Raw genomic sequence first — 21,842 nt, 5'->3', positions numbered from 1 at the left:
CCGTCACTCAGGGTTGTCGGCGAGCGACCTCGCCGCCCTGACGCAATGGGCCTGCACCGCGCGGGCGTACGCGGGCGAGGCGCCCGCCAGACCGCACGAGGGGGTGACCACGACGGACTCGGCGAGAGTCCCCGGGGCCAGGCCCAGCCTGCGCCAGAGCTTCCTGACACCCATGACGCTACCGCCCGGGTCCGACAACGGGACGTCGGTGCCCGGCACCACTCCGGCGAAGAGCCGCACGCCGTCCTCGACGGCCTCGCCGATGGCGTCGTCCTCGCGCTCGGTGAGCAGGGAGAAATCGAACGACACTCCCGTGGCGCCGGCCCGGCGCAGCAGCGCGAAGGGGACCTCGGGTGCGCAGGAGTGCACGACGACCTCCCCGTCGTGCACGGCGAAGAGGTCGCGCAGGGTGCTCTCGACGACCTGCCGGTCGACGGCCCGGTAGGTGCGGTAGCCGCTGGCGGAGCGCACCCGGCCGCGCAGGACGGCGGTGAGCGAGGGTTCGTCGTACTGGAGGACGATCTCGGCGCCGGGGACGCGCTTGCGTACGTCCGCCAGGTGGTCGCGCAGTCCCTCGGCGAGGGATCCGGCCAGGTCGCGGCAGGCTCCGGCGTCCTGGAGCACGGCCTCGCCGCCGTGCAGTTCGAGGGCGGTGGCCAGGGTCCACGGGCCGACGGCCTGGACCTTGAGCTTGCCGGTGTAGCCCTGGGTGAACTCCTCCAGGGCGTCGAGGTCCTCACCGAGCCAGGAGCGGGCCCGCCGGGTGTCGCGGCCGGGTCGGTCGCTGACCCGCCAGCCGCTGGGCTCGACGTGGGCGTACATGTCGACGAGCAGCCCCAGCGAGCGGCCGATCATGTCCGCGCCGGGTCCGCGGGCGGGCAGTTCGGGCAGGTACGGGAACTCCTCGAAGGAGCCGGTGACGGTCTTGGCGGCCTCGCGGGCGTCGCCGCCCGGCAGGGAGCCGACTCCGGTGGCGCTCGCGGTCATCGGCCGGGCCTGACGGAGAGGTCGTTGACCTCGGCGTCGCGCGGCAGGTCGACGGCCATGACGATGGTGGTCGCCACGGACTCGGGGTCGATCCAGCGCTCGGGGTCGTACTCCTTGCCCTCCTGGGAGTGGACCTTGGCCTGCATGGGGCTGGCGGTGCGGCCGGGGTAGACGGAGGTCACCCGTACGCCGTTGGCCTTCTCCTCCTCGCGCAGGGAGTCGGCGAGGGCCTTGAGGCCGTGCTTGGAGGCGGCGTAGGCGCTCCATTCGGCGTGGGCGTGGAGTCCGGCGCCGGAGTTCACGAAGACGACCGTGGACTTGGAGGCGCGCAGGGTCGGCAGCAGCAGCCGGGTGACCTCGGCGGGGGCGATCAGGTTGACGTTGAGCTGCTGGTGCCAGGTCTTGGGGCGGAGCTCGCCGACCGGGCCGAGGTCGACGACGCCGGCGATGTGCAGGAGGGAGTCGATCCGCTCGGGCATGGGCTGCTTGGAGAACGCCCACGACAGCCGGTCGGGGTCCGCGAGGTCGCCCACGAGGGTCCGCGCGCCCGGGTAGCGCTCGACGAGCTGCCGGGCGCGGGCGGCGTCGCGGGCGAGCAGGACGAGGTCGTCGCCGCGGGCGTGCAGGCGGGCGGCGACGGCGGCGCCGATGCCGGATCCGGCACCGGTGATCAGGTGAGTAGGCATACGGCCCATGCTCGCATCCGTTCCGGCCCCGCCGCCGCCTCGGTCCGGCTCCTGCCGCCGGGAGGGTCAGAGTCCGGCGGCCTCGCGGAGGGCGCCGGCCGTCGCCGCGGCCTCGTAGCCGGCGGGGACCCCCTGGACGAGGACGGCCGTGCCGGGGATGTGGTCGGTGCGCAGCGGGAGGATGGCCTGGTAGGCCGGGGAGGCGTACCAGGCGCGGGCCCGCTCGATGTCGGGGAAGGCGATGACGACGACCCTGCCGGGGAAGGGGCCTTCCAGGACCTCGGCCTCCTCGCCGTGGACGAGGAAGCGGCCGCCGAAGGGGTCCATGGTCGCCTGGATCTCCTCGAGGTAGCGCAGGACGTCCTCGTTGAGGGTGGGCCGGTGCAGGTGGGCGATGGCGTACGCGGTCATGTGGGCCTCCCCTGTCGGTGGGCCGGGTGGTTCCGGCCCTCGCACCGATGCTGTCAGCGGGAGGCGGCGGTGGCGATTACCCCGGGGGTCATGCCCGGGCGGAGGGCTGGAAGGTGCGGCGGTAGGCGATCGGGGAGACGCCGATGGCGGCGCGCATGTGCTGGCGCAGGGAGTTGGCCGTTCCGAAGCCGGAGCGGTGGGCGACCAGGTCGACGGGGAGGTCGCTGGTCTCCAGCAGGTGGCGGGCGATCTCCAGGCGCTGGGCGGTGAGCCACTGGACGGGGGTCATGCCGACTTCGTCGCGGAAGCGCCGGGTGAAGGTGCGCAGGCTCATCCGGGCGTGGTCGGCGAGTTCGGCGAGGGAGATCGGCTCGCCGAGCCGTTCCAGGGCCCAGGCGCGGGTGGCGGTGGTGGTGGCGACGCTGGGCTCGGGGACCGGCCGGTCGATGAACTGGGCCTGCCCGCCGTCGCGCCAGGGCGGTACGACGCACATGCGGGCGGCCCGGTTGGTGACGGCGGCGCCGTGGTCGCGGCGGATGAGGTGGAGGCACAGGTCCACGCCGGCGGAGACCCCGGCGGAGGTCAGGACGTCTCCGTCGTCGACGAAGAGGACCTCCTCGTCGAGCCGGACCCGGGGGTAGGCCCGGCGGAACTCGGGGGCGAGGTTCCAGTGGGTGGTGGCGGGGCGGTCGTCGAGGAGTCCGGCGGCCGCGAGCACGTAGGAGCCGGTGCAGATGGAGACCAGGCGGGTGCCGGGCCGGATGCCGGCGATGGCCGCGGCCACCGCGGGGGGCAGCGGGCCGCCGAGCGCCAGCTCCGGCATGGCGTGGGTGGGCGGGACGATCACCGTGTCGGCGGCGGCGAGGGCCTCGGGGCCCGCGGCGGGCTGGAGGGTGAAGCCGGAGTCGCTGGGGACGGGCCCGCCGTCTACGGTGCAGACGACGACCTCGTACAGGGGTTCGCCGGCCTCGTCCACGGCCTGGCCGAAGACGCGCGAGGGGATGCCCAGCTCGAAGGGCGGGAAGCCGGGCAGGGCGAGCACCGCGATCAGGTGCCTGCCGTGCGGGCCGCTGCCGTCCGGGACGGTGCGCGTGCCGGGTGCCGTACGTTCCTCGCTCATGGCCAGATCCTGTCACATAGTGGCCGTACGGCCAATACCGCGCGGGCCCGCCGTGCCCGAATCTGAGTGATGTCGCCGGGCAAGGCCCGGAAAGGTACGGAATCAGTCGGAAAGAGGCAGTGAAGATGCGTGCGATCGTCGTGAACGGTTGGGGCGGCCCCGAGACCCTCGTCGAGCGGGAGATCGACCGGCCCGAGCCCGGGCTGGGCGAGGTCCTGGTCCGCGTCCACGCGGCCGGCGTCAACCCGGTCGACTGGAAGACGCGGGCCAGCGGTGCCCTGATCGCCTGGGGCGAGACCCCGGTCGTGGGCTGGGACGTGTCCGGCACCGTCGAGGCGGTCGGCCCCGGCACGACCGTGTTCCGGCCGGGTGACGAGGTGTACGGCATGCCGCTCTTCCCCCGGCAGGCCGGCGGCTACGCCGAGTACGTGGTCGCCCCGGCCCGGCAGCTGGCGGCCAAGCCCGCCTCGCTGAGCCACGTCGAGGCCGCGGCCCTGCCGCTGGCCGCGCTGACCGCCTGGCAGGCGCTGGTGGACACCGCGGACGTGCGTCCCGGCGAGCGGGTCCTCGTCCACGCGGCCGCCGGCGGCGTCGGGCACCTGGCGGTGCAGATCGCCAAGGCGCGCGGGGCCTACGTGATCGGCACGGCCAGCGCGGGCAAGCACGAGCTGCTGCGCTCGCTGGGCGCGGACGAGGTCGTCGACTACCGCTCCGTGGCGTTCGAGGACGTCGTCGCGGACGTGGACGTGGTCCTGGACGGCCTCGGCGGCGAGATCGCCGAACGCTCCCTCTCGGTGCTCCGCGAGGGCGGCCGGCTGGTCACCCTGCCGGGCCCGGACGACGTCCCGGCCGACACCCGCGGCTTCCGGGCCGACTGGGTGCTGGTCGAGCCGGACCGGACGGGGCTGCGCGAGATCGCGGCGCTGGCCGACAGCGGCGCGCTGAAGCCGCTGGTGGACACGGTCCTGCCGCTGGAGGAGGCCGCGAAGGCCCACGAGATCGGCGAGCGCGGCCGGACCACCGGCAAGATCGTCCTGACGGTGGCCTGAGCGGGCCCCGGACCACACCGGGCCCGGGACCCCGCCGGCCGGCTCAGACGGCGGCGGTGGCGGCCCGGGTGGTGGTGGCGATGGTGGCGGAGCCGACCACGCGGGTGTCGTCGTAGAGGACGATCGCCTGGCCCGGCGCCACGCCGCGGACCGGCTCGGTGAAGGTGACGCGCAGCTCGCCGTCCACGACCTCGGCGAAGACCTCGGTCTCGCCGCCGTGGGCGCGCAGCTGCGCGGTGTAGGTGCCCGGGGCGGCGGGCGTGGAGCCGCACCAGCGGGGGCGGATCGCGGTGAGGGCGGTGACGTCGAGGGCCTCGACGGGGCCGACGGTGACCGTGTTGTTCACCGGGGAGATGTCGAGGACGTAGCGGGGCTTGCCGTCGGGGGCCGGGTGGCCGATGCGCAGGCCCTTGCGCTGGCCGATGGTGAAGCCGTAGGCGCCCTCGTGGCTGCCGATCTTCTCGCCGGTCTCGTCGACGATGTCGCCCTCGGCCTTGCCGAGGCGCTTGGCCAGGAAGCCCTGGGTGTCGCCGTCGGCGATGAAGCAGATGTCGTGGCTGTCGGGCTTCTTCGCGACGGCCAGGCCGCGGCGCTCGGCCTCGGCGCGGATCTCGTCCTTGGTGGTGATCGTGTCGCCGAGCGGGAAGAGGGCGTGGGCGAGCTGCTTCTCGTCGAGGACGCCGAGGACGTACGACTGGTCCTTGGCCATGTCGGAGGCGCGGTGCAGCTCGCGGGAGCCGTCGGCGTTCTCGACGATGGTGGCGTAGTGGCCGGTGCAGACGGCGTCGAAGCCGAGGGCGAGGGCCTTGTCGAGCAGCGCCGCGAACTTGATCTTCTCGTTGCAGCGCAGGCAGGGGTTCGGGGTGCGTCCGGCCTCGTACTCGGCGATGAAGTCCTCGACGACGTCCTCGCGGAAGCGCTCGGCGAGGTCCCAGCAGTAGAAGGGGATGCCGATGACGTCGGCCGCGCGGCGGGCGTCGCGGGAGTCCTCGATGGTGCAGCAGCCGCGGGCGCCGGTCCGGAAGGACTGGGGGTTCGCGGAGAGCGCCAGATGGACCCCGGTGACGTCGTGCCCGGCTTCGACGGCGCGGGCGGCGGCGACGGCGGAGTCCACACCGCCGGACATGGCGGCCAGGACGCGGAGGGGGCGGGCGGTGCGCGGCAGGTTCTCAGTCATAGCACCGTCCAGGGTACGGGGAACCGAGCGGCGTCACAGCGCGTTATCGGCTGTGGGGGGTGGATCACATGACCGAGCAGGTGGAGAAGCGGCCGCGCCGGACCCGGCGGGCGGTGCTCCTGGGCGGGCTGGGAGTCCTCGCGGCGGCGGGGTTCGCGGCCCGGGACGAGATCGGGCGGGCCTGGTGGCTGCTGCCGGGGGTGTCCAAGCCGCGCAAGGAGGGCGAGCTCGACTACGCGGCTGCGCGCTGGACGGCGGCGTCGCCGGCGAACTGGCGGCTCGCGGACCGGCCCGACGACTACCGGGTGGACCGGATCGTCGTCCATGTCACGCAGGGCGGCTTCGAGTCCTCGGTCGACGCCTTCAAGAACCCCTTTCACAAGGCGTCGGCGCATTACATAGTGCGCCAGGACGGGCATGTGGAGCAGATGGTGCGCGAGCTGGACGTGGCCTTCCACGCGGCGAACCGGAACATGAACGAGCGCAGCGTCGGCATCGAGCACGTGGGCTTCGTCGACCGCCCCCGGGACTTCACCGACGCCATGTACGCGTCCTCGGCCAGGCTGGCCGCCGACGTCTGCCGGAGGTACGGCATACCGGCGGACCGGGAGCACATCCTCGGGCACAACGAGGTCCCGGGCGCCGACCACACGGACCCGGGCCCGCACTGGGACTGGGACCGCTACGTCCGCATGGTCCGCCAGGAGCTCGGGGCGAAGACCGCCGCTAGCTGAGACCCGCGGTGCGGGCGCGCTCCACGGCGGGGCCGATGGCGGCGGCGACCGCGGCGACGTCCTCCTTGGTGGAGGTGTGGCCCAGCGAGAACCGCAGGGTGCCGCGGGCCAGCTGCGGGTCGGTGCCCGCCGCCAGCAGGACGTGGCTGGGCTGGGCGACGCCCGCCGTGCAGGCGGATCCGGTGGAGCACTCGATGCCCTGGGCGTCCAGGAGCAGCAGCAGGGAGTCGCCCTCGCAGCCGGGGAAGCTGAAGTGGGCGTTGGCCGGGAGCCGGTCCTGCGGGTCGCCGCCGAGGACGGCGTCGGGGACGGCGGCCAGCACGGCCCGGACCAGCTCGTCGCGCAGGGCGCCGACCTCGGCGGCGAACCGCTCGCGCCGCTCGGCGGCGAGGACGGCCGCCACGGCGAAGGCGGCGATGGCCGGTACGTCGAGGGTGCCGGAGCGGACGTGCCGCTCCTGGCCGCCGCCGTGCAGGACGGGTACGGGGCTCTGGTCGCGGCCGAGCAGCAGCGCGCCGATGCCGTAGGGGCCGCCGACCTTGTGCGCGCTGACGGTCATGGCGGCGAGGCCGCTGTCGCCGAAGCGGACGTCGAGCTGCCCGAAGGCCTGGACGGCGTCGGAGTGCAGGGGGAGGCCGGACTCGCGGGCGATGGCGGCCAGTTCGCGTACCGGCATGACGGTGCCGATCTCGTTGTTGGCCCACATCACGGTGGCCAGGGCGATGTCGTCGGGGTTGCGCTCGACCGCCGCCCGGAAGTCCTCGGGGTGCACGCGGCCGTAGCGGTCGACGGGGAGGTACTCGACCTCGGCCCCTTCGTGCTCGGCGAGCCAGTGCACGGCGTCGAGGACGGCGTGGTGCTCGACGGGGCTGGCGAGGACGCGCCTGCGGGCCGGGTCGGCGTCGCGGCGGGCCCAGTAGAGGCCCTTCACCGCGAGGTTGTCGGCCTCGGTGCCGCCCGCGGTGAAGACCACCTCGCTCGGGCGGGCGCCGAGTGCCTCGGCGAGGGACTCGCGGGCCTCCTCGACGGTACGGCGGGCCCGGCGGCCGGCGGCGTGCAGGGAGGACGCGTTGCCGGTGGCGGCGAACTGCGCGGTCATCGCCGCAGCGGCTTCCGGGAGCATCGGCGTGGTCGCGGCGTGGTCGAGGTAGGCCATGATTTTTTGATTCTACGAGCCCGTTGCCACGGCGGGTCCCGTCCGGGTGGGGTTGGTCCGACCACGGGCCCGGACCGGCGGGGCCGGAACCGGCCCCGCCGGACACCCGCTAGCGGGGGGCGCGGGCCAGTTGGCGGGACTGGGCGACCAGGCGGTCCGCGGAGTCCCAGACCTCGGCGTCCTCCTCCAGGAAGCCGCCGGCGAGGTTGCGGGTGACGATGCCCACGCGCAGCGGGCCCGGGGCCGGGCGGTGGCGGATGTGGGTGGTGAGCTCGACGGTCGGGGCCCAGCCGAGCAGGCCGAGGTCGAAGGCGGTCGGCGGCAGCGCGTCCACCGCGAGCAGCAGCGACAGCGGATCGGCGTCGCGGCCGTCGGCCAGCTCGAACCAGGCCCGCATCTCGCCCTTCCCCGAGGGCGCGCCGACCGCCCAGCCCGCCGTCGCCGGGTCCAGCCGCAGCCGGAGCCGGTCGACGATGGCGTTGCTCCCCGGGATGGGGGCGGGGCCGGCCTCGGCGCCGAGGCAGTCCTCGTACGCCGGCATGACCGGAGGCCGCGCCACCGTGTGGACGGTGTCGGGGAGCGCGGCGAGGTCCCCGTACGAGGCGAGGACGCGGATGCGCTCGACCTCGGCACCGTTCTCGTCGTACTGGAACAGCGAGGCCTGGCCCGTGGAGAGGGTGCGGCCGACGCGGACGACCTCGGTGCGGATGACGGCGGGGCCGGGCACGGAGGAGGTCAGGTAGTGGGCGGAGACGGTGAAGGGGTCCGGGTGCGGCAGGGCCGCCGCGAGGGCCCGGCCGACCAGGGCCAGCAGATAGCCGCCGTTGACGGCGGTGATGATCGTCCAGCCGGCGGACAGCTCCGCGTCGTACACACCGGGCTCGCCCGCGCGGGCGGTGATGGTGGTGTCGCGGTCGAATTCGCTGTCGCCGATGGAGGCCTGGGCCGCTGCGTAAGACATGCCGATGACGGTACACCGGCAAGCTACTAAGCGGTAGCTTTTCTTTCCGAGGTGTGCGCCTACACCTCTTCGGCCACCGAGGAGCGGCGGTTCCAGGCCAGCGGGGCCCGCCAGTGGTAGCGCATCGCGAGCAGGCGCAGCACGAAGGTGGTGACGATGGCGATGCCGGTGGTCACGGGGTTGAGGACCTCGAAGCCGATGAAGACGGCCACCATCGCGGCGCCGACGACGGCCGGCACGGCGTACATCTCGCGGTCGCGCAGCAGCGAGGGCACTTCGTTGGCGAGCACGTCGCGCAGCACACCGCCGCCGACGGCCGTGGCCAGGCCCAGCGCGGCGGAGGCGGTCAGGCCGAGGCCGTACTCGTAGGCCTTGGTGGTGCCGGTCACGCAGAACAGGCCGAGGCCCGCGGCGTCGAAGACGTTGATGGCGCGGTTGATGCGCTGGACCTCGGGGTGGAGGAAGAAGACGATCGCGGCGGCGATCAGGGGGGTGACGAAGAAGCTGAGTTCGCTGAAGGCCGCGGGCGGGACGGCACCGATGCAGAGGTCCCGCAGGAGGCCGCCGCCGAGGGCGGTGACGAGTGCGAGGACGCAGATGCCGAAGACGTCGAAGTTCTTGCGGACCGCGAGGAGGGCGCCGGCGGTGGCGAAGACGAAGATGCCCGCGAGGTCCAGGGCGTGCTGGATGCCGGGCGGGAAGAGATCGTGGAGCACCTGGTCATTGTCGCCCGACAGCGGGGCGGCGGCGTCCCGCCGTTGCGCTGCCGCGCGGCATGCGGGCTCGGGGTGCCGCTGCGCGGGGCGTCCCCCACCCGCCCTTCCACCGTTCCCAGGGGCGCTGCCCCTGACCCCGGTACGGGCGCTGCGCGCCCGTCGCCTCAAGCGCCGGCGGGGCTGGATCTTCCAGCCCCGCCGGCGCCGCACCGCGCGAGCGGCGCGTCAAGAAGACGCGGGCGCGTTCTCCGGGTGGTGGCAGGCCGTCTGGTGGCCCGGCTTGATGGTCAGGAGCGGCGGGTCCTGCTTCGCGCAGAGCTCCGTCGCCTTCCAGCACCGCGTGTGGAAGCGGCAGCCGGCCGGCGGGGAGATCGGCGACGGCACGTCGCCCTTCAGCAGGATGCGGCCGCTCTTCGCGCCCCGCCGCCTCGGGTCCGGCACGGGGACGGCGGAGAGCAGGGCGTTCGTGTACGGGTGCATCGGGGACTCGTACAGCGACTTGCGGTCCGCCAGCTCCACGATCTTGCCGAGGTACATCACCGCGATGCGGTCCGAGACGTGCCGGATGACCGACAGGTCGTGCGCGATGATCACGTACGTCAGCCCGAGCTCCTCCTGGAGGTCGTCCAGCAGGTTCACCACCTGGGCCTGGATCGACACGTCCAGCGCGGAGACCGGCTCGTCCGCGACGACCAGCTTCGGCTTCAGGGCCAGGGCCCGGGCGATGCCGATGCGCTGCCGCTGGCCGCCGGAGAACTCGTGCGGGTAGCGGTTGTAGTGCTCCGGGTTCAGGCCGACCAGGGAGAGGAGGCGCTGGACCTCCGCCTTGATGCCGCCCTCCGGGGTGACCCCCTGGAGCTTGAAGGGAGCCGAGACGATCGCGCCGACCGTGTGGCGCGGGTTCAGCGAGCCGTACGGGTCCTGGAAGATCATCTGCACGTCGCGGCGCAGCGGCCGCATCGCCGCGACGCCGAGGTGCGTGATGTCCCGCCCCTCGAACTCGATGCGGCCGCCGGTCGGCTCCAGCAGCCGGGTGATGAGGCGGCCCATCGTCGACTTGCCGCAGCCGGACTCGCCGACGACGCCGAGGGTCTCACCCCGCCGGACGTCGAAGTCGATCCCGTCGACGGCCTTGACGGCGGCGGTCTGGCGGCGCAGCAGCCCCTTGTTGATGGGGAAGTGCTTGACCAGGCCGGTGACCTTCAGCAGCGTTTCCGCCTCGGCGACGGCGGTCGCGCCGGCCGAGTCCTGGGCGGCGGTGTCCTTCTTCATGTCCGTCACAGCTTCGGCGCAATCTCTTCGGTCCAGATCCGGGTCCGCTCCTCCTGCGACATGTGGCAGGCGGACCAGTGCCGGCTGTCGTCCTGGGTCAGCTCGGGCCGCTGGGTGCGGGTGATGCCCCCCTTGGGCACGTCGGCGTAGGGGCAGCGGGGGTTGAACGCGCAGCCGCTCGGGATGTTGATGAGGCTGGGCGGCGAGCCCTTGACCGGGATCAGCCGCTCGGTCTGGTCGCGGTCGATGCGCGGCATGGAGCCGAGCAGTCCCCAGGTGTACGGGTGCCGGGGCTCGTAGAAGACCTTCTCGGCGGTGCCCCGCTCGACGCACCGGCCGCCGTACATCACGAGGATGTCGTCGGCCATCTCGGCGACCACGCCGAGGTCGTGCGTGATCATGATGACCGCGGAGCCGAACTCCTTCTGCAGGTCCCGGATCAGGTCGAGGATCTGCGCCTGGACGGTGACGTCCAGGGCGGTGGTCGGCTCGTCCGCGATGAGCAGTTCGGGGTTGTTGACCAGGCCCATGGCGATCATGGCGCGCTGGCGCATGCCGCCGGAGAACTCGTGCGGGTAGGCGTCCACGCGCTTGGCCGGCTCGGGGATGCCGACCCGGTCGAGCATCTCGACCGCGCGCCGGCGCGCGGTCTTCTTGTCGACGTCGTTGTGGTTGCGGTACGCCTCGATGATCTGGTGGCCGACCGAGTAGTACGGGTGCATCGCGGACAGCGGGTCCTGGAAGACCATGGCCATCTTGCGGCCGCGCAGCCGGCGGACGTGGTCGGCGTCGGCGCTGACCAGCTCCTCGCCGTCGAGGATGACCTCGCCGGAGATCTGCGGGCGGCTGCGCGCGTTGCCGGTGCGGTGCAGGCCCATGATGGCCAGCGAGGTCACGGACTTCCCGGAGCCGGACTCGCCGACGATGCCGAGGGTCTTGCCGCGCTCCAGGTCGAAGGAGAGGCCGTCGACGGACTTCACCAGGCCGTCGTCGGTCGGGAAGTGCACCTTCAGGTCGCGCACGGAGAGGAAGGGGGCCGTGTCGGGCGCGCCGCCCTGTTCGGGCACGAAGGCCGGACGGCCGGAGTCGTTCTTGGTCACGTCAGCCTCACGCGCGGGTCGATGACGGCGTACAGCAGGTCCACGATCAGGTTGGCCATCACCACGAACAGTGCGGCGAGCAGGGTGACGCCCATGATCACGGGGAGGTCGCCGGCGCTGATGGCGGCGACCGCGGCCGTACCCAGGCCCTGGAAGTTGAAGGTGGTCTCGGTGAGCACCGCGCCGCCGAGGAGGCCGCCGAGGTCGAGGCCGAACATGGTGACGACCGGGGTGAGCGTGGAGCGCAGGGCGTGCTTGCGGATGACCACGCCCTCCTTGAGCCCCTTGGCGCGGGCGGTGCGGATGTAGTCCTCGCCGAGGACCTCCAGCATGGTCGCCCGGGTGATGCGGGCGTAGGTCGCGGCGAAGAGGAAGGCGAGGGTGACCCAGGGCAGGATCAGGCTGTTGAGCCAGGCCAGCGGATCCTCGGTCAGGGGTTGGTAGTTGGAGACGTCCAGCCAGCCGAGGCTGTAGACGAAGATCGCGGGGGCCACCATGCCGGTGAAGAAGATCGGCAGGGAGACGCCGGCGAGCGCGCCGACCATGACGGTGCGGTCGATGGCGGTGCGGCGCTTGAGGGCGGAGACCACGCCCGTGGCGACACCGGCGATCACCCAGATCACGGCCGCCCCGAGGGCGAGCGAGAGGGTGACCGGGATCCGGTCCATCATGGTCTCCCAGACGGGCGCCTCGGTCTTGAAGGAGTAGCCGAAGCAGGGTGCCGCGCAGTGGGTGATCTCGGTGCCGCCGTCGTAGTCACGACCGGCGAAGACTCCCTTGACGAAGAGCAGGTACTGCTCGGAGATGGGCTTGTCGAAGCCCATCTTCACGCGGATGCCCGCCAGGGCGGTCTCGTTGGTCTCGCGTCCGGCGTACATGAGCGCGGGATCGCTGCCGGTCAGCTTCGGGACCGCGAAGAAGATGCCGAAGGTGACCACGGAGACCACCAGCAGCGTGGCGGCGACGTTGAACAGCCGCCGTATGAGGTAGACGAGCACTGCAGTCGGCCGCCCGGGGCGGGTGGCCGCCGCCCCTCGTGGGGACGGCGGCCACCGCCTGCGGCCTTCACCTGCCCTTCGGACTAGCGCATGTGCGGTGAAGGCACTTACTAACGTGCTGAGTTGCGGTTGCGGGCCCGGCGGTCGGCCGGGCTGCGGGGCTGCCCGGCTCATCGCCGGGCAGCCCGCTGGTCCTGCTGCTCTGCTCCTACTGCTTGATGCCCACGGTGGCGAGGTCGATCTTGCCGAAGGACTCGTTGAAGAAGACGTTCGTCAGACGCGGGTTGTGGTAGACGAGCGCCTTGTCGAAGTTGATCGGCAGGTAGAGCGCCTTGTCCATGACCTTCTTGTTGATCTCCGTGTAGAACGGAGCGGCCGCGTCCGGAGTGGCGGCGGAAGCGGCCTTGTCGAAGAGGCCGTTGATCTCCGGGTCGTTGACCTCGGTGTAGTTGTTGTTGCCGTTCGGCAGGATGAACGATCCGTCGACGAGCGGCTGCAGGAAGCCCGCACCGGAGTTGTAGTCGGCGCCCCAGCCCATGACGATGATGCCGTAGCCCTTCTTCTTCACGTTCTCGGGCGAACCGATCGTGGAGGAGGAGAGCTTGCCGTCGAACTGGTCGATCGTGGCCTTGATGCCGACCTTGGCGAGCGAGGCCTGGAGGGACTCGGCCGTCTTCACCTCGGGGGCGCGGTTGTTGCGCACGGCGATGGTGGTCTCGAAGCCGTCCGGCTTGCCGCAGGCCTTGAGGGCCTCCTTGGCCTTGGCCTCCTGCGGCTTGCCCTTCGTCAGGCCGAAGGGGTCGTAGCTCTTGTCCGAGCCGGGGACACCGGCCGGGAGCATGTTGGCGCCGAGGTCACCGCTGGTCGGGCCGCCGCGGGCGGTCTGGAGGGACTTCGGGTCGGCCGCGTAGATGACGGCCTTGCGGCACTCGATGTTGTCGAACGGGGCGACCGTCTGCGGGAAGGCGAAGTAGCGGATGTAGCCCGTGAACGGGTTGTCCGCGTTGGCCTTGAGCTTCTCGTCCTTGAGGATCTTGTTCTTCGCGGCCTGCTGGACACCGGTGCCGTCGACGGCCATGTCGATGTCGCCGGAGAGCAGGCGCTGGTCCATGTCGTCCGGGTTGGTGGTGACCGTGAAGGAGACCTTGTCCGGCAGACCCTTGCGGATCGGGTCCGTCTTCGGGTCCCAGTTCTCGTTGCGGACGAAGGTCGCGCCCTTGCCGGCGGTGAAGCTCTCGACCTTGTAGGGGCCCGTGGATATCGGCTTGTTGGTGTACGTGGCGCCCGTGTCCTTGGCCGCCGGGACCGGCGAGGAGGACGGCATGGCCAGCAGGTAGCTGAAGTCGGAGTTCGCGCTCGCCAGGTTGAAGACGATCGTCTTGTCGTCCGGCGTCTCGACGGACTTCAGACCCATCTTGTTCGGGTCGGTGTCCTTGTACGGGCCGGGGTACTTCTGGCCCTGGTCGAGGAGGTCGATCAGGTAGGTCGGGCCGCCGGACAGGACGTCCTGCGCGAAGACGCGCTCGACGCCGTACTTGATGTCCTTCGAGGTGATCGGCGTGCCGTCCTCGAACTTCACCCCGTCCTTGAGCTTCAGGGTGTAGGTCTTGCCGTCGTTGCTGATGACCGGCAGGGCCTCGGCGAGGTCCGGGACGACCTTCGTGCCGTCCTTGCCCGGCTTGGCGTCGTAGGCCAGCAGGCTGCGGACGTAGAGGCGCTGCATGTTCCAGACGAAGCCGTAGTAGGCGCGCGCCGGGTCGAGGTAGTCGACGTCCTGCGGGGACCAGAGCTTCAGCTCGCCGCCCTTGGCGTCCGAGGGGTTGATCACGGCGGTGGCGGCACCGCTGTAGCCCTTGCCGCTGTCGCCGTCGGCCTTGTCGTCCTTCTTGTTCTCGGTGCCACCGCACGCGGCGGTCATCGAGAGGGCGGCGATCACGGCGGTGATCGCGAGAGCCTGCTTTCTGCGGATCACGGTTGTCCAACCTCCATAGGTGGTGAATCGAAGAAGCGGTTCAGCTGCCCTTGGGGTCGAGTGCGTCACGCAGCCCGTCCCCGAAGAGGTTGAACGCCAGGACGGTGATGAAGATCGTCATACCGGGAACCACCATGTACATGGGGTCGTCCTGGTAGATGGGGACGGCGTCGGAGAGCATCTTTCCCCAGGAAGCGGTGGGCGGCTTGACGCCGGCACCCAGGAAGCTGAGGGCCGCCTCGGTCAGGATGTTGGTCGGGATGATCAGCGTGGCGTAGACGAGGATCGGCGCGACCAGGTTCGGCAGCAGCTCCTTGACCAGGATGTGGCCGCGGCCTGCTCCGAGGCTGCGCGCGGCCTCGACGTACTCGCGCTCCCGCAGGGAGATCGTCTGGCCCCGGACGATGCGGCCGATGTACGGCCAGCCGAAGAAGCCGATGACGAGGATGAGCACGCCCATCCGGACACCGGAACCCTCGAACCCCCAGACGGAGTTGGGGACCACGGACACCAGGGCGATGGTGAACAGCAGCTGCGGGAAGGCCAGCAGCAGGTCCATCAGGCGGCTGATGACCCCGTCCACCCAGCCGCCGAGGAAGCCGGCGAGGGCCCCCAGGAAGCTGCCGAGGACGACCGAGACGAAGGCCGCCAGGAAGGCGACGACCAGGGAGATGCGGGCGCCGTAGACGATCCGGCTGAACACGTCGCGTCCGTTGGTCGGTTCGACGCCCAGCAGGAACTCGGAGCTGATGCCGCCGAAGGAACCGAGCGGTGTGCCCAGGTCCGGGTCGATCATGTCCTCGTGGAACTCGTTGGGGTCGTGCCCCAGGAGGCCCACGATCACCGGCGCGAAGACCGCGACCAGGATCAGGAAGATCACGACCACCCCGCCCGTCAGCGCGACCTTGTCGCGCTTGAGCCGCATCCAGGCGATGCGGCCGGGCGAGCGGCCTTCGATGGCCTTCGCAGGGACGTCGGCTACGGACACGGGTGCGGGTGATTCCGCGCTCGTGTCGTGCAGTGGTGCCGTCATCGTGGTGGGGACCCCTCTCGGCCGACGGGTGGTCGGCCCATGCCCGCCGCTGTGGCGGCGTTGGTGCGGAGTGGCGCTCGGGTGCTCGGGGCACGTGAACGCGTACGAGGTGCGAGGTGCTGGCAGTGCTGGCGGTGCTGGCGGTGCGGCCGTGCTGTGAGTGGAGCAGGGTGCGGTGCGGGCGGTGCGGTGCAGCTGAGGTGCGGGAAGTGCGCGGAACACCGCATCGGGACGAATGGCGGGCTCCACGTGCCGAACCGCGTCCTGGAGGACTGACCGGCTCTTGGGTGGGGAGTCTTCATCGGGCGCTCGACCAGCCGCCAGACCCGCAGATGAATGGATGCGCAACCGTGATCTGAGGCCTTGGTTCCCGTTATCCGGACTCCGCGCACGGCTCAGCGGAGCAAGACCGTCCGTTCGGTACGCAAACGGACATCACGGCCAACTCCTTGGAGGAGTGCGCCAATTGGGCGCCCACCTGCGGTGATATCCGGACAAGACGAAGGCCGCCGGGAACCGTGGTTCCCGGCGGCCGGATGTCCGTCGGACGGGTTCGTCTCAGGGTGCGGGCGCACTCCTGGAAACCCTGTAGGAGGCTCGGGGAAAGCGTCCCCGGAGCCCTCTGAGCGGCTCAGTAGGCCGCCGCCTGCCCCTCGCGGTCGTAGAACGGCCGGGTCTGCGCGCGCAGCCACATCGCGACCGGATCGTGCTCGTCGGCCAGCGCGACCGTGCACACCGGGACCCCGTCGGGCACGGCGCCGACCGACTGGCGCATCATCTCCCGTACGGATTCCAGCGCGGGCGGCGAGGCGTCGTACAGGTCGAGCCCCACCGCGAGGTACGCCGACCCGAGCGAGGGCTGCACCCAGGCGCGGCGCAGCGACCTGACGGCCGGCGTGCGGTGCGCGTGCTGGGTCAGCAGCCCGTAGAACTGCGGGAGTTCCAGCGCCGGCTCGGAGAGCCGCAGCGGCCCCGCCGGCATCCGGTCGAGGCCGGTGGCGACCCGGCGCAGGTCGGCCCACGGTACGCCGAGTCCGCCGCCCTGGGCGTGCGGGTTGACCCACAGCCCCCAGCGGTCCGGGTAGAGGGCGCGGGCGATGTCCCGGCCGGTGACCACCTCGTAGCCGCGGTTCCAGCCGCTCGCGGCGAGCTCCTGCGGGGAGGTCACGCAGGGTGCGTAGCCGAGGCCGTCGACCTCCATGCCGCCGTACTGGGCGTCCGGCGATCCCGGCTGCCCCTGCCACAGGAGCATCCACAGCCTGCCCTCGGCGAGGGCGTGCAGGAATGACTCATAACTCTCATAGCGCCCGGGAGTCACCTGGCGCAGCATGTGCTCGACCTGCCCGGCCGCGGCCGTGCCTGACGCACTCACCCGGTACCCCTCTTCGTCTTCGTCCGCCCGTCGTCCACACGTCCCAACCAGCTTAAGCGGCGCTACGGGAGGTAGAAGGGGCGTACGCGCTCACGAATCCACTCCGTGACCGGGTCCTCGGCGGCGTCCAGCAGGATCAACTGCACCGGCCAGGGCGCCGGTACGCGGGCCAGGGCGCGGCCGAGCGCCTCCAGCGGGGCGCCGCGCGACCCGGAATCCCATCCCAGCAGGCGGACACCGATGTAGAGCTGCGGGTCGCCGCCCTCGACGCTGGCGAGGCAGCGGTGCGCGGCGGCGACGGCTCCGGTGGCCCGGAACTCCTCGGCGGCGGCGGTGAGGAAGTCCACCGGGTCGTCCTGCCAGTCGGGCTCGAAGAGCCGGACGCGGCCGCCGGTGGCCGGGCCGTCGAGCTCGGTGCGGCCGGCGCGGCAGAGCTCCGCGACGGCGGGCGGGGGCAGCGGCACGCCGACGGCGCCCTCCGGGTTCAGGGCGATGCCGAGCTGCGGGGGCAGGCCGCGGGCGAACTCGACGGCGGGGGCGACCGCGCAGTCCATGGCGGGGCCGGCGGCGAAGCGGAACTGGGCCTCCGAGCTGTAGACGGGGACGTACGCCGCGCCGTCGATCAGCATCGTGGGGAGGTCGAGGGAGGCGCTGTCGGGCCCGCCGCCGTTGGGGAGCGGGACCCAGACCTGGCTGCGGCCGAGGACCTCCAGGATCCGCGGGCCGGCGTCCGCCTGTCCGAGCGCCGCCCCGAGCACCTGCTCCAACTCGTTCGCCGGCCAGCCGTTGCCTTGCATGTGCGCCGCTCTCCCTGTGTCCGCGCCGGATGTCGCCCCGAGGCTATCGCGGCCGCCGCGGGTGGCTCGTGCCGGTGGGGCCGCTGCGCGGGCGAGGTCCCCTCCCTCCCCCACTTCGCCCGTTCCCCGGAGCTCCGCCCCGGACCCCGCGCCTGAACGCCGTGTCTTGAGCCGCGCCCGGCGGCGGGCGGCGGCTCCGTCAGGCGTCGAAGGCGATGCGGGTGACCGCGGCGGCCGAGCGGCGGTCCAGGAGGGTGACCGAGGCGCAGCCGCGCGGGGGCCGGCCGGCTTCGGCGGAGCGCAGGAGACGGGACACCGCCCCCCGGTGCCGGGCGAAGGCGTACGCCGACACCCGCCGCCCCCGGACCGCCTGCCCGGACAGCGCCTCCTCGGGGGTGGTGTCCAGCAGCAGCAGGTGCAGCGCCCGCCCCCGCCGCCGGGCGACGGCGGCCAGCAGGCCGCGCACCCACGGCTGGGTGCCGCAGTCGTGGACCACCACAGAGGCGCCGGAGCGCAGCTCGCGCCACAGCCCGAGGTAGTGCGCGGCGCGGACCAGCGGCCGGTACACCGCGTACGGCAGGCCGGCGGGCATCCGGCGCTCCCACCGCTCGCGGGTGTCCTGCGAGTCGATGCCCGCCTCCGCGGCCCGCTTGATCAGGGTGCTCTTGCCGCCGCCGGGCAGCCCGGACACCACCACGACGTCCCCGGCGGCATAGCTCAGCCGGTGCGGCCGCGCGGGCCGTCCCCGCAGGTCGCGGACGGGATCGCCGCCCGCCGCGGGCAGGGCGTCGCTCCGCTGCTCGGGGACCGCCCTGACGGTGCCTGTAGTCGTAGCCACTCCGAGTCTCCGCACAGTGATCGTCTCCCCCGATTCGGGCCGCGAGGGCCCCATGCCCACTGAATGTAAAGAGACGGTAATCCGACGGCCCCGGTTGCGGCGGGACGTTCCACAGCGCGGACGGCCGGTCCCGCCCGGATCGCACGTTCTTCCGGGCCCCACTGCCCCCTCCCGCCCGTCCCGTGCAATGATGTGCGCCATCTGGACACCAAACTGCATACCGGCCGCTTGAATCCGCGCGGGAGAGTCCCGGCAGGCCGCGAGGCCGTGCCCGGGCGCCGAAGGAGCAAGTACCTCCCTTGAATCTCTCAGGCCCCGTACCGCGTGGATGAGGCAGATCTGAAAAGCGAGCAGGCGCCGCGCCCGTCCCCGACGGCCGCCCGGCACGTGCTCCACCCAAGGTGCAAGTCGGCGTTCCCCCTCCGGGAACTCTCGGCGAACCTCTCAGGTTCCGATGACAGATGGGGAGGAACCTCCTCGTCATGTCATGCCCTGGGACCCGGGAGCCACACCCATGAGCACTGCCCCCCGCCTGACCGCGCTCGACGCGCTGCACCGCTCGCTCGGTGCGACCATGACCGACTTCGCGGGCTGGGACATGCCCCTGCGCTACGCCAGTGAGCGCGACGAGCACAACGCCGTACGCACCAAGGCCGGCCTCTTCGACCTGTCCCACATGGGCGAGATCACCCTGACCGGCCCGGAGGCCGTGAAGGCGCTGGACTACGCGCTCGTGGGCAACATCTCCACCGTCGGCGTCGGCCGCGCCCGCTACACGCACATCTGCCGGGAGGACGGCGGGATCCTCGACGACCTGATCGTCTACCGCCTCGGCGAGACCGAGTACATGGTCGTCGCCAACGCCTCCAACGCCCAGGTCGTGCTGGACGCGCTCACCGAGCGCGCCGCCGGCTTCGACACCGAGGTCCGCGACGACCGCGACGCGTACGCGCTGATCGCCGTCCAGGGCCCGGAGTCCCCCGGCATCCTGAAGTCCCTCACGGACGCCGACCTGGACGGGCTGAAGTACTACGCCGGCCTGCCGGGCACCGTCGCGGGCGTGCCCGCGCTGATCGCCCGTACCGGCTACACCGGCGAGGACGGCTTCGAGCTGTTCGTCTCGCCCGAGCACGCCGTGGAGCTGTGGCAGGCGCTGACCGAGGCGGGGAAGGACGCCGGTCTGGTGCCGGCCGGCCTGTCCTGCCGCGACACCCTGCGCCTGGAGGCGGGCATGCCGCTGTACGGGCACGAGCTGACCACCGCCCTCACCCCCTTCGACGCCGGGCTGGGCCGGGTCGTGAAGTTCGAGAAGGAGGGTGACTTCGTCGGCCGCGCCGCCCTGGAGGCCGCCGCCGAGGTCGCGGCCACCAAGCCGCCGCGCAAGCTGGTCGGCCTGGTCGCCGAGGGCCGCCGCGTCCCGCGCGCCGGTTTCCCCGTGGTCGCGGGCGGCGAGGTCATCGGCGAGGTGACCTCCGGCGCCCCGTCCCCGACGCTGGGCAAGCCGATCGCGATGGCGTACGTCGACGCGGCGCACGCCGCACCCGGCACCTCCGGCGTCGGCGTGGACATTCGCGGTACGCATGAGCCGTACGAGGTCGTGGCGCTGCCCTTCTACAAGCGGCAGAAGTAACCCTCGTACCGGGCTCCACCGTCTCAGCAAGCAAGACCACCGTTCGTATCCACCTCCCCGCATCCAGGAGAATCAGGTCATGAGCAACCCCCAGCAGCTGCGTTACACCAAGGAGCACGAGTGGCTGTCGGACGCCGTGGACGGCGTCGCGACGGTCGGCATCACGGAGTTCGCGGCCACCGCGCTCGGTGACGTCGTCTACGCCCAGCTCCCCGAGGTCGGCGACACCGTCACCGAGGGCGAGACCTGCGGCGAGCTGGAGTCGACCAAGTCGGTCAGCGACCTGTACTCCCCCGTCTCCGGTGAGATCGTCGAGTCCAACCAGGACGTCGTGGACGACCCGTCGCTGGTGAACTCCGCCCCGTTCGAGGGTGGCTGGCTGTTCAAGGTGAAGCTCTCGGAGGAGCCGAAGGACGCGCTCTCCTTCGACGAGTACACCGCCCTCACCGCCGGTAACTGACACCCCAGGGGATCCTGATGTCCGTTCTGAACACCCCCCTCCACGAGCTCGACCCCGACGTCGCCGCCGCCGTCGACGCCGAGCTCGTGCGCCAGCAGTCGACCCTGGAAATGATCGCGTCGGAGAACTTCGCTCCGGTCGCCGTCATGGAGGCCCAGGGCTCGGTCCTGACCAACAAGTACGCCGAGGGCTACCCCGGCCGCCGCTACTACGGCGGCTGCGAGCACGTCGACGTGGTCGAGCAGATCGCGATCGACCGCATCAAGGCGCTGTTCGGCGCCGAGGCCGCGAACGTGCAGCCGCACTCGGGTGCGCAGGCCAACGCCGCCGCGATGTTCGCGCTGCTGAAGCCGGGCGACACGATCATGGGCCTGAACCTGGCCCACGGCGGTCACCTGACCCACGGCATGAAGATCAACTTCTCCGGCAAGCTCTACAACGTGGTCCCGTACCACGTCGACGAGACCGGCCAGGTGGACATGGCCGAGGTCGAGCGCCTCGCCAAGGAGTCCAAGCCGCAGCTGATCGTCGCCGGCTGGTCCGCCTACCCGCGCCAGCTCGACTTCGCCGCCTTCCGCCGCATCGCGGACGAGGTCGGCGCGTACCTGATGGTCGACATGGCCCACTTCGCGGGCCTGGTCGCCGCGGGTCTGCACCCGAACCCGGTGCCGCACGCCCACGTCGTCACCACCACCACGCACAAGACCCTCGGCGGTCCGCGCGGCGGTGTCATCCTGTCGACGCAGGAGCTGGCCAAGAAGATCAACTCCGCGGTCTTCCCGGGCCAGCAGGGCGGTCCGCTGGAGCACGTGATCGCGGCCAAGGCCGTCTCCTTCAAGGTCGCGGCCTCGCCGGAGTTCAAGGAGCGCCAGGAGCGCACCCTGGAGGGCGCGAAGATCCTCGCCGCCCGTCTGGTCCAGGACGACGTCAAGGCCGTGGGCGTGGACGTCCTCACCGGCGGCACCGACGTGCACCTGGTCCTGGTCGACCTGCGCAACTCCGAGCTGGACGGCCAGCAGGCCGAGGACCGCCTCCACGAGGTCGGCATCACGGTCAACCGCAACGCCATCCCGAACGACCCGCGGCCCCCGATGGTCACCTCGGGCCTGCGGATCGGTACGCCGGCCCTCGCCACCCGCGGTTTCGACGCCGAGGCCTTCACCGAGGTCGCCGAGATCATCGCGCAGGCCCTGAAGCCGAGCTACGACGCCGAGGCCCTCAAGGCCCGCGTCTCGGCCCTGGCCGCGAAGTTCCCGCTGTACCCGTCGCTCTAGGCAACGGCCCGGAAGGGCCCGGCCTTGTTTCACACAGGGCCGGGCCCTTTTCATGACCAAAGCCCCAGGCGGATGCGGCCCATTGCCACCGAAAGAACC

21 protein-coding genes and 1 riboswitch are annotated in these 21,842 nt (G+C 71.9%); of the genes, 5 read left to right on the top strand and 16 right to left on the bottom strand.

Annotation, left to right across the window (positions count from 1 at the left end; all coding sequences use genetic code 11):
- Positions 1-3: 3 nt before the first annotated feature.
- The 4 genes from AC069X_RS16215 to AC069X_RS16200 form a co-directional block, all read right to left on the bottom strand.
- Positions 4-987 (bottom strand): methionine synthase, encoded by a 984-nt coding sequence (locus AC069X_RS16215; protein ID WP_478729151.1) that lies wholly within the window; start codon positions 985-987, stop codon positions 4-6.
- Positions 984-1,673: an SDR family oxidoreductase gene (locus AC069X_RS16210; RefSeq protein WP_478729149.1), complete on the bottom strand. Its 690-nt coding sequence runs from the start codon at positions 1,671-1,673 to the stop codon at positions 984-986. The genes AC069X_RS16215 and AC069X_RS16210 overlap by 4 nt, the downstream gene beginning before the upstream one ends.
- 66 nt (positions 1,674-1,739) lie before the next feature.
- Entirely contained in the window at positions 1,740-2,084 is a 345-nt protein-coding gene (locus tag AC069X_RS16205) for a DUF1330 domain-containing protein (protein ID WP_478729147.1), read from the bottom strand.
- An 88-nt stretch (positions 2,085-2,172) separates the two neighbouring features.
- Positions 2,173-3,204: a GlxA family transcriptional regulator gene (locus AC069X_RS16200; RefSeq protein WP_478729145.1), complete on the bottom strand. Its 1,032-nt coding sequence runs from the start codon at positions 3,202-3,204 to the stop codon at positions 2,173-2,175.
- Between the two features lie 125 nt (positions 3,205-3,329).
- On the opposite strand from AC069X_RS16200, the gene AC069X_RS16195 reads away from it, so the two are divergent.
- Complete coding sequence (locus AC069X_RS16195) at positions 3,330-4,253, top strand: NADP-dependent oxidoreductase (protein WP_478729143.1); 924 nt, start codon at positions 3,330-3,332, stop codon at positions 4,251-4,253.
- A gap of 43 nt (positions 4,254-4,296) precedes the next feature.
- Here the strand turns inward: AC069X_RS16195 and mnmA are convergent, their stop codons facing one another.
- Entirely contained in the window at positions 4,297-5,430 is a 1,134-nt protein-coding gene (mnmA, locus tag AC069X_RS16190; RefSeq protein WP_478729141.1) for a tRNA 2-thiouridine(34) synthase MnmA, read from the bottom strand.
- Positions 5,431-5,498: 68 nt separating this feature from the next.
- Between mnmA and AC069X_RS16185 the strand changes: the two genes are divergently transcribed.
- Positions 5,499-6,164, top strand: coding sequence for an N-acetylmuramoyl-L-alanine amidase (locus AC069X_RS16185; RefSeq protein WP_478729139.1), 666 nt, complete (start codon positions 5,499-5,501; stop codon positions 6,162-6,164).
- On the opposite strand, the gene AC069X_RS16180 is transcribed toward AC069X_RS16185, so the two are convergent.
- From AC069X_RS16180 to AC069X_RS16130, 11 genes are all read right to left on the bottom strand, one after another.
- Positions 6,157-7,320 (bottom strand): cysteine desulfurase family protein, encoded by a 1,164-nt coding sequence (locus tag AC069X_RS16180; protein WP_478729137.1) that lies wholly within the window; start codon positions 7,318-7,320, stop codon positions 6,157-6,159. The two genes, AC069X_RS16185 and AC069X_RS16180, sit on opposite strands and share 8 nt — an antisense overlap.
- A gap of 109 nt (positions 7,321-7,429) precedes the next feature.
- Positions 7,430-8,281 (bottom strand): thioesterase family protein, encoded by an 852-nt coding sequence (locus AC069X_RS16175; RefSeq protein ID WP_478729135.1) that lies wholly within the window; start codon positions 8,279-8,281, stop codon positions 7,430-7,432.
- A gap of 59 nt (positions 8,282-8,340) precedes the next feature.
- Positions 8,341-8,997: a trimeric intracellular cation channel family protein gene (locus AC069X_RS16170; protein WP_469110986.1), complete on the bottom strand. Its 657-nt coding sequence runs from the start codon at positions 8,995-8,997 to the stop codon at positions 8,341-8,343.
- 225 nt (positions 8,998-9,222) lie between these two features.
- Entirely contained in the window at positions 9,223-10,269 is a 1,047-nt protein-coding gene (locus AC069X_RS16165) for an ABC transporter ATP-binding protein (RefSeq protein WP_478729133.1), read from the bottom strand.
- Positions 10,270-10,274: 5 nt separating this feature from the next.
- Complete coding sequence (locus tag AC069X_RS16160) at positions 10,275-11,336, bottom strand: ABC transporter ATP-binding protein (RefSeq protein WP_478729267.1); 1,062 nt, start codon at positions 11,334-11,336, stop codon at positions 10,275-10,277.
- Between the two features lie 29 nt (positions 11,337-11,365).
- Positions 11,366-12,367 carry an ABC transporter permease gene (locus AC069X_RS16155; protein ID WP_478729131.1) on the bottom strand — a complete coding sequence of 334 codons (1,002 nt, stop codon included), beginning with the start codon at positions 12,365-12,367 and terminating at the stop codon, positions 11,366-11,368.
- Between the two features lie 208 nt (positions 12,368-12,575).
- The gene (locus tag AC069X_RS16150; protein ID WP_478729266.1) at positions 12,576-14,285 is read right to left on the bottom strand and encodes an ABC transporter substrate-binding protein; all 1,710 of its coding nucleotides are present in this window, start codon (positions 14,283-14,285) and stop codon (positions 12,576-12,578) included.
- A 94-nt stretch (positions 14,286-14,379) separates the two neighbouring features.
- On the bottom strand, positions 14,380-15,372 hold the full coding sequence (locus AC069X_RS16145; RefSeq protein WP_478729129.1) for an ABC transporter permease: 993 nt from the start codon (positions 15,370-15,372) through the stop codon (positions 14,380-14,382).
- 631 nt (positions 15,373-16,003) lie between these two features.
- Positions 16,004-16,744: an enhanced serine sensitivity protein SseB C-terminal domain-containing protein gene (locus AC069X_RS16140; RefSeq protein WP_478729127.1), complete on the bottom strand. Its 741-nt coding sequence runs from the start codon at positions 16,742-16,744 to the stop codon at positions 16,004-16,006.
- A gap of 62 nt (positions 16,745-16,806) precedes the next feature.
- A complete protein-coding gene (locus AC069X_RS16135; RefSeq protein WP_478729125.1) occupies positions 16,807-17,541 on the bottom strand; it encodes an enhanced serine sensitivity protein SseB in 735 nt (244 codons plus the stop codon).
- Between the two features lie 199 nt (positions 17,542-17,740).
- Complete coding sequence (locus AC069X_RS16130; RefSeq protein WP_478729264.1) at positions 17,741-18,400, bottom strand: AAA family ATPase; 660 nt, start codon at positions 18,398-18,400, stop codon at positions 17,741-17,743.
- Between the two features lie 208 nt (positions 18,401-18,608).
- Positions 18,609-18,712, top strand: a riboswitch (glycine riboswitch).
- 181 nt (positions 18,713-18,893) lie between these two features.
- Here AC069X_RS16130 and gcvT point away from each other — a divergent pair.
- The 3 genes from gcvT to glyA all read left to right on the top strand — a co-directional run bounded on the left by gcvT (position 18,894) and on the right by glyA (position 21,743).
- Positions 18,894-20,009, top strand: coding sequence for a glycine cleavage system aminomethyltransferase GcvT (gene gcvT, locus AC069X_RS16125; protein ID WP_467887825.1), 1,116 nt, complete (start codon positions 18,894-18,896; stop codon positions 20,007-20,009).
- Positions 20,010-20,088: 79 nt separating this feature from the next.
- On the top strand, positions 20,089-20,469 hold the full coding sequence (gene gcvH, locus AC069X_RS16120; protein ID WP_478729123.1) for a glycine cleavage system protein GcvH: 381 nt from the start codon (positions 20,089-20,091) through the stop codon (positions 20,467-20,469).
- A gap of 17 nt (positions 20,470-20,486) precedes the next feature.
- Positions 20,487-21,743 carry a serine hydroxymethyltransferase gene (glyA, locus tag AC069X_RS16115; protein WP_478729121.1) on the top strand — a complete coding sequence of 419 codons (1,257 nt, stop codon included), beginning with the start codon at positions 20,487-20,489 and terminating at the stop codon, positions 21,741-21,743.
- The last annotated feature ends 99 nt before the right edge of the window (positions 21,744-21,842 follow it).

It is taken from the genome of Streptomyces sp. NPDC043896, assembly GCF_056435605.1.
The sequence above is the reverse complement of the archived record's forward strand: the minus strand, read 5'-3'. Positions and strand labels throughout refer to the sequence as shown.

Bases quoted from the DNA above. Each gene is read 5' to 3' on its own strand.
- AC069X_RS16215 (WP_478729151.1), bottom strand. From the start codon at position 987: ATGACCGCGAGCGCCACCGGAGTCGGCTCCCTGCCGGGCGGCGACGCC.
- AC069X_RS16210 (WP_478729149.1), bottom strand. From the start codon at position 1,673: ATGCCTACTCACCTGATCACCGGTGCCGGATCCGGCATCGGCGCCGCC.
- AC069X_RS16205 (WP_478729147.1), bottom strand. From the start codon at position 2,084: ATGACCGCGTACGCCATCGCCCACCTGCACCGGCCCACCCTCAACGAG.
- AC069X_RS16200 (WP_478729145.1), bottom strand. From the start codon at position 3,204: ATGAGCGAGGAACGTACGGCACCCGGCACGCGCACCGTCCCGGACGGC.
- AC069X_RS16195 (WP_478729143.1), top strand. From the start codon at position 3,330: ATGCGTGCGATCGTCGTGAACGGTTGGGGCGGCCCCGAGACCCTCGTC.
- mnmA (WP_478729141.1), bottom strand. From the start codon at position 5,430: ATGACTGAGAACCTGCCGCGCACCGCCCGCCCCCTCCGCGTCCTGGCC.
- AC069X_RS16185 (WP_478729139.1), top strand. From the start codon at position 5,499: ATGACCGAGCAGGTGGAGAAGCGGCCGCGCCGGACCCGGCGGGCGGTG.
- AC069X_RS16180 (WP_478729137.1), bottom strand. From the start codon at position 7,320: ATGGCCTACCTCGACCACGCCGCGACCACGCCGATGCTCCCGGAAGCC.
- AC069X_RS16175 (WP_478729135.1), bottom strand. From the start codon at position 8,281: ATGTCTTACGCAGCGGCCCAGGCCTCCATCGGCGACAGCGAATTCGAC.
- AC069X_RS16165 (WP_478729133.1), bottom strand. From the start codon at position 10,269: ATGAAGAAGGACACCGCCGCCCAGGACTCGGCCGGCGCGACCGCCGTC.
- AC069X_RS16150 (WP_478729266.1), bottom strand. From the start codon at position 14,285: ATGACCGCCGCGTGCGGTGGCACCGAGAACAAGAAGGACGACAAGGCC.
- AC069X_RS16145 (WP_478729129.1), bottom strand. From the start codon at position 15,372: ATGACGGCACCACTGCACGACACGAGCGCGGAATCACCCGCACCCGTG.
- AC069X_RS16135 (WP_478729125.1), bottom strand. From the start codon at position 17,541: ATGCAAGGCAACGGCTGGCCGGCGAACGAGTTGGAGCAGGTGCTCGGG.
- gcvT (WP_467887825.1), top strand. From the start codon at position 18,894: ATGAGCACTGCCCCCCGCCTGACCGCGCTCGACGCGCTGCACCGCTCG.
- gcvH (WP_478729123.1), top strand. From the start codon at position 20,089: ATGAGCAACCCCCAGCAGCTGCGTTACACCAAGGAGCACGAGTGGCTG.
- glyA (WP_478729121.1), top strand. From the start codon at position 20,487: ATGTCCGTTCTGAACACCCCCCTCCACGAGCTCGACCCCGACGTCGCC.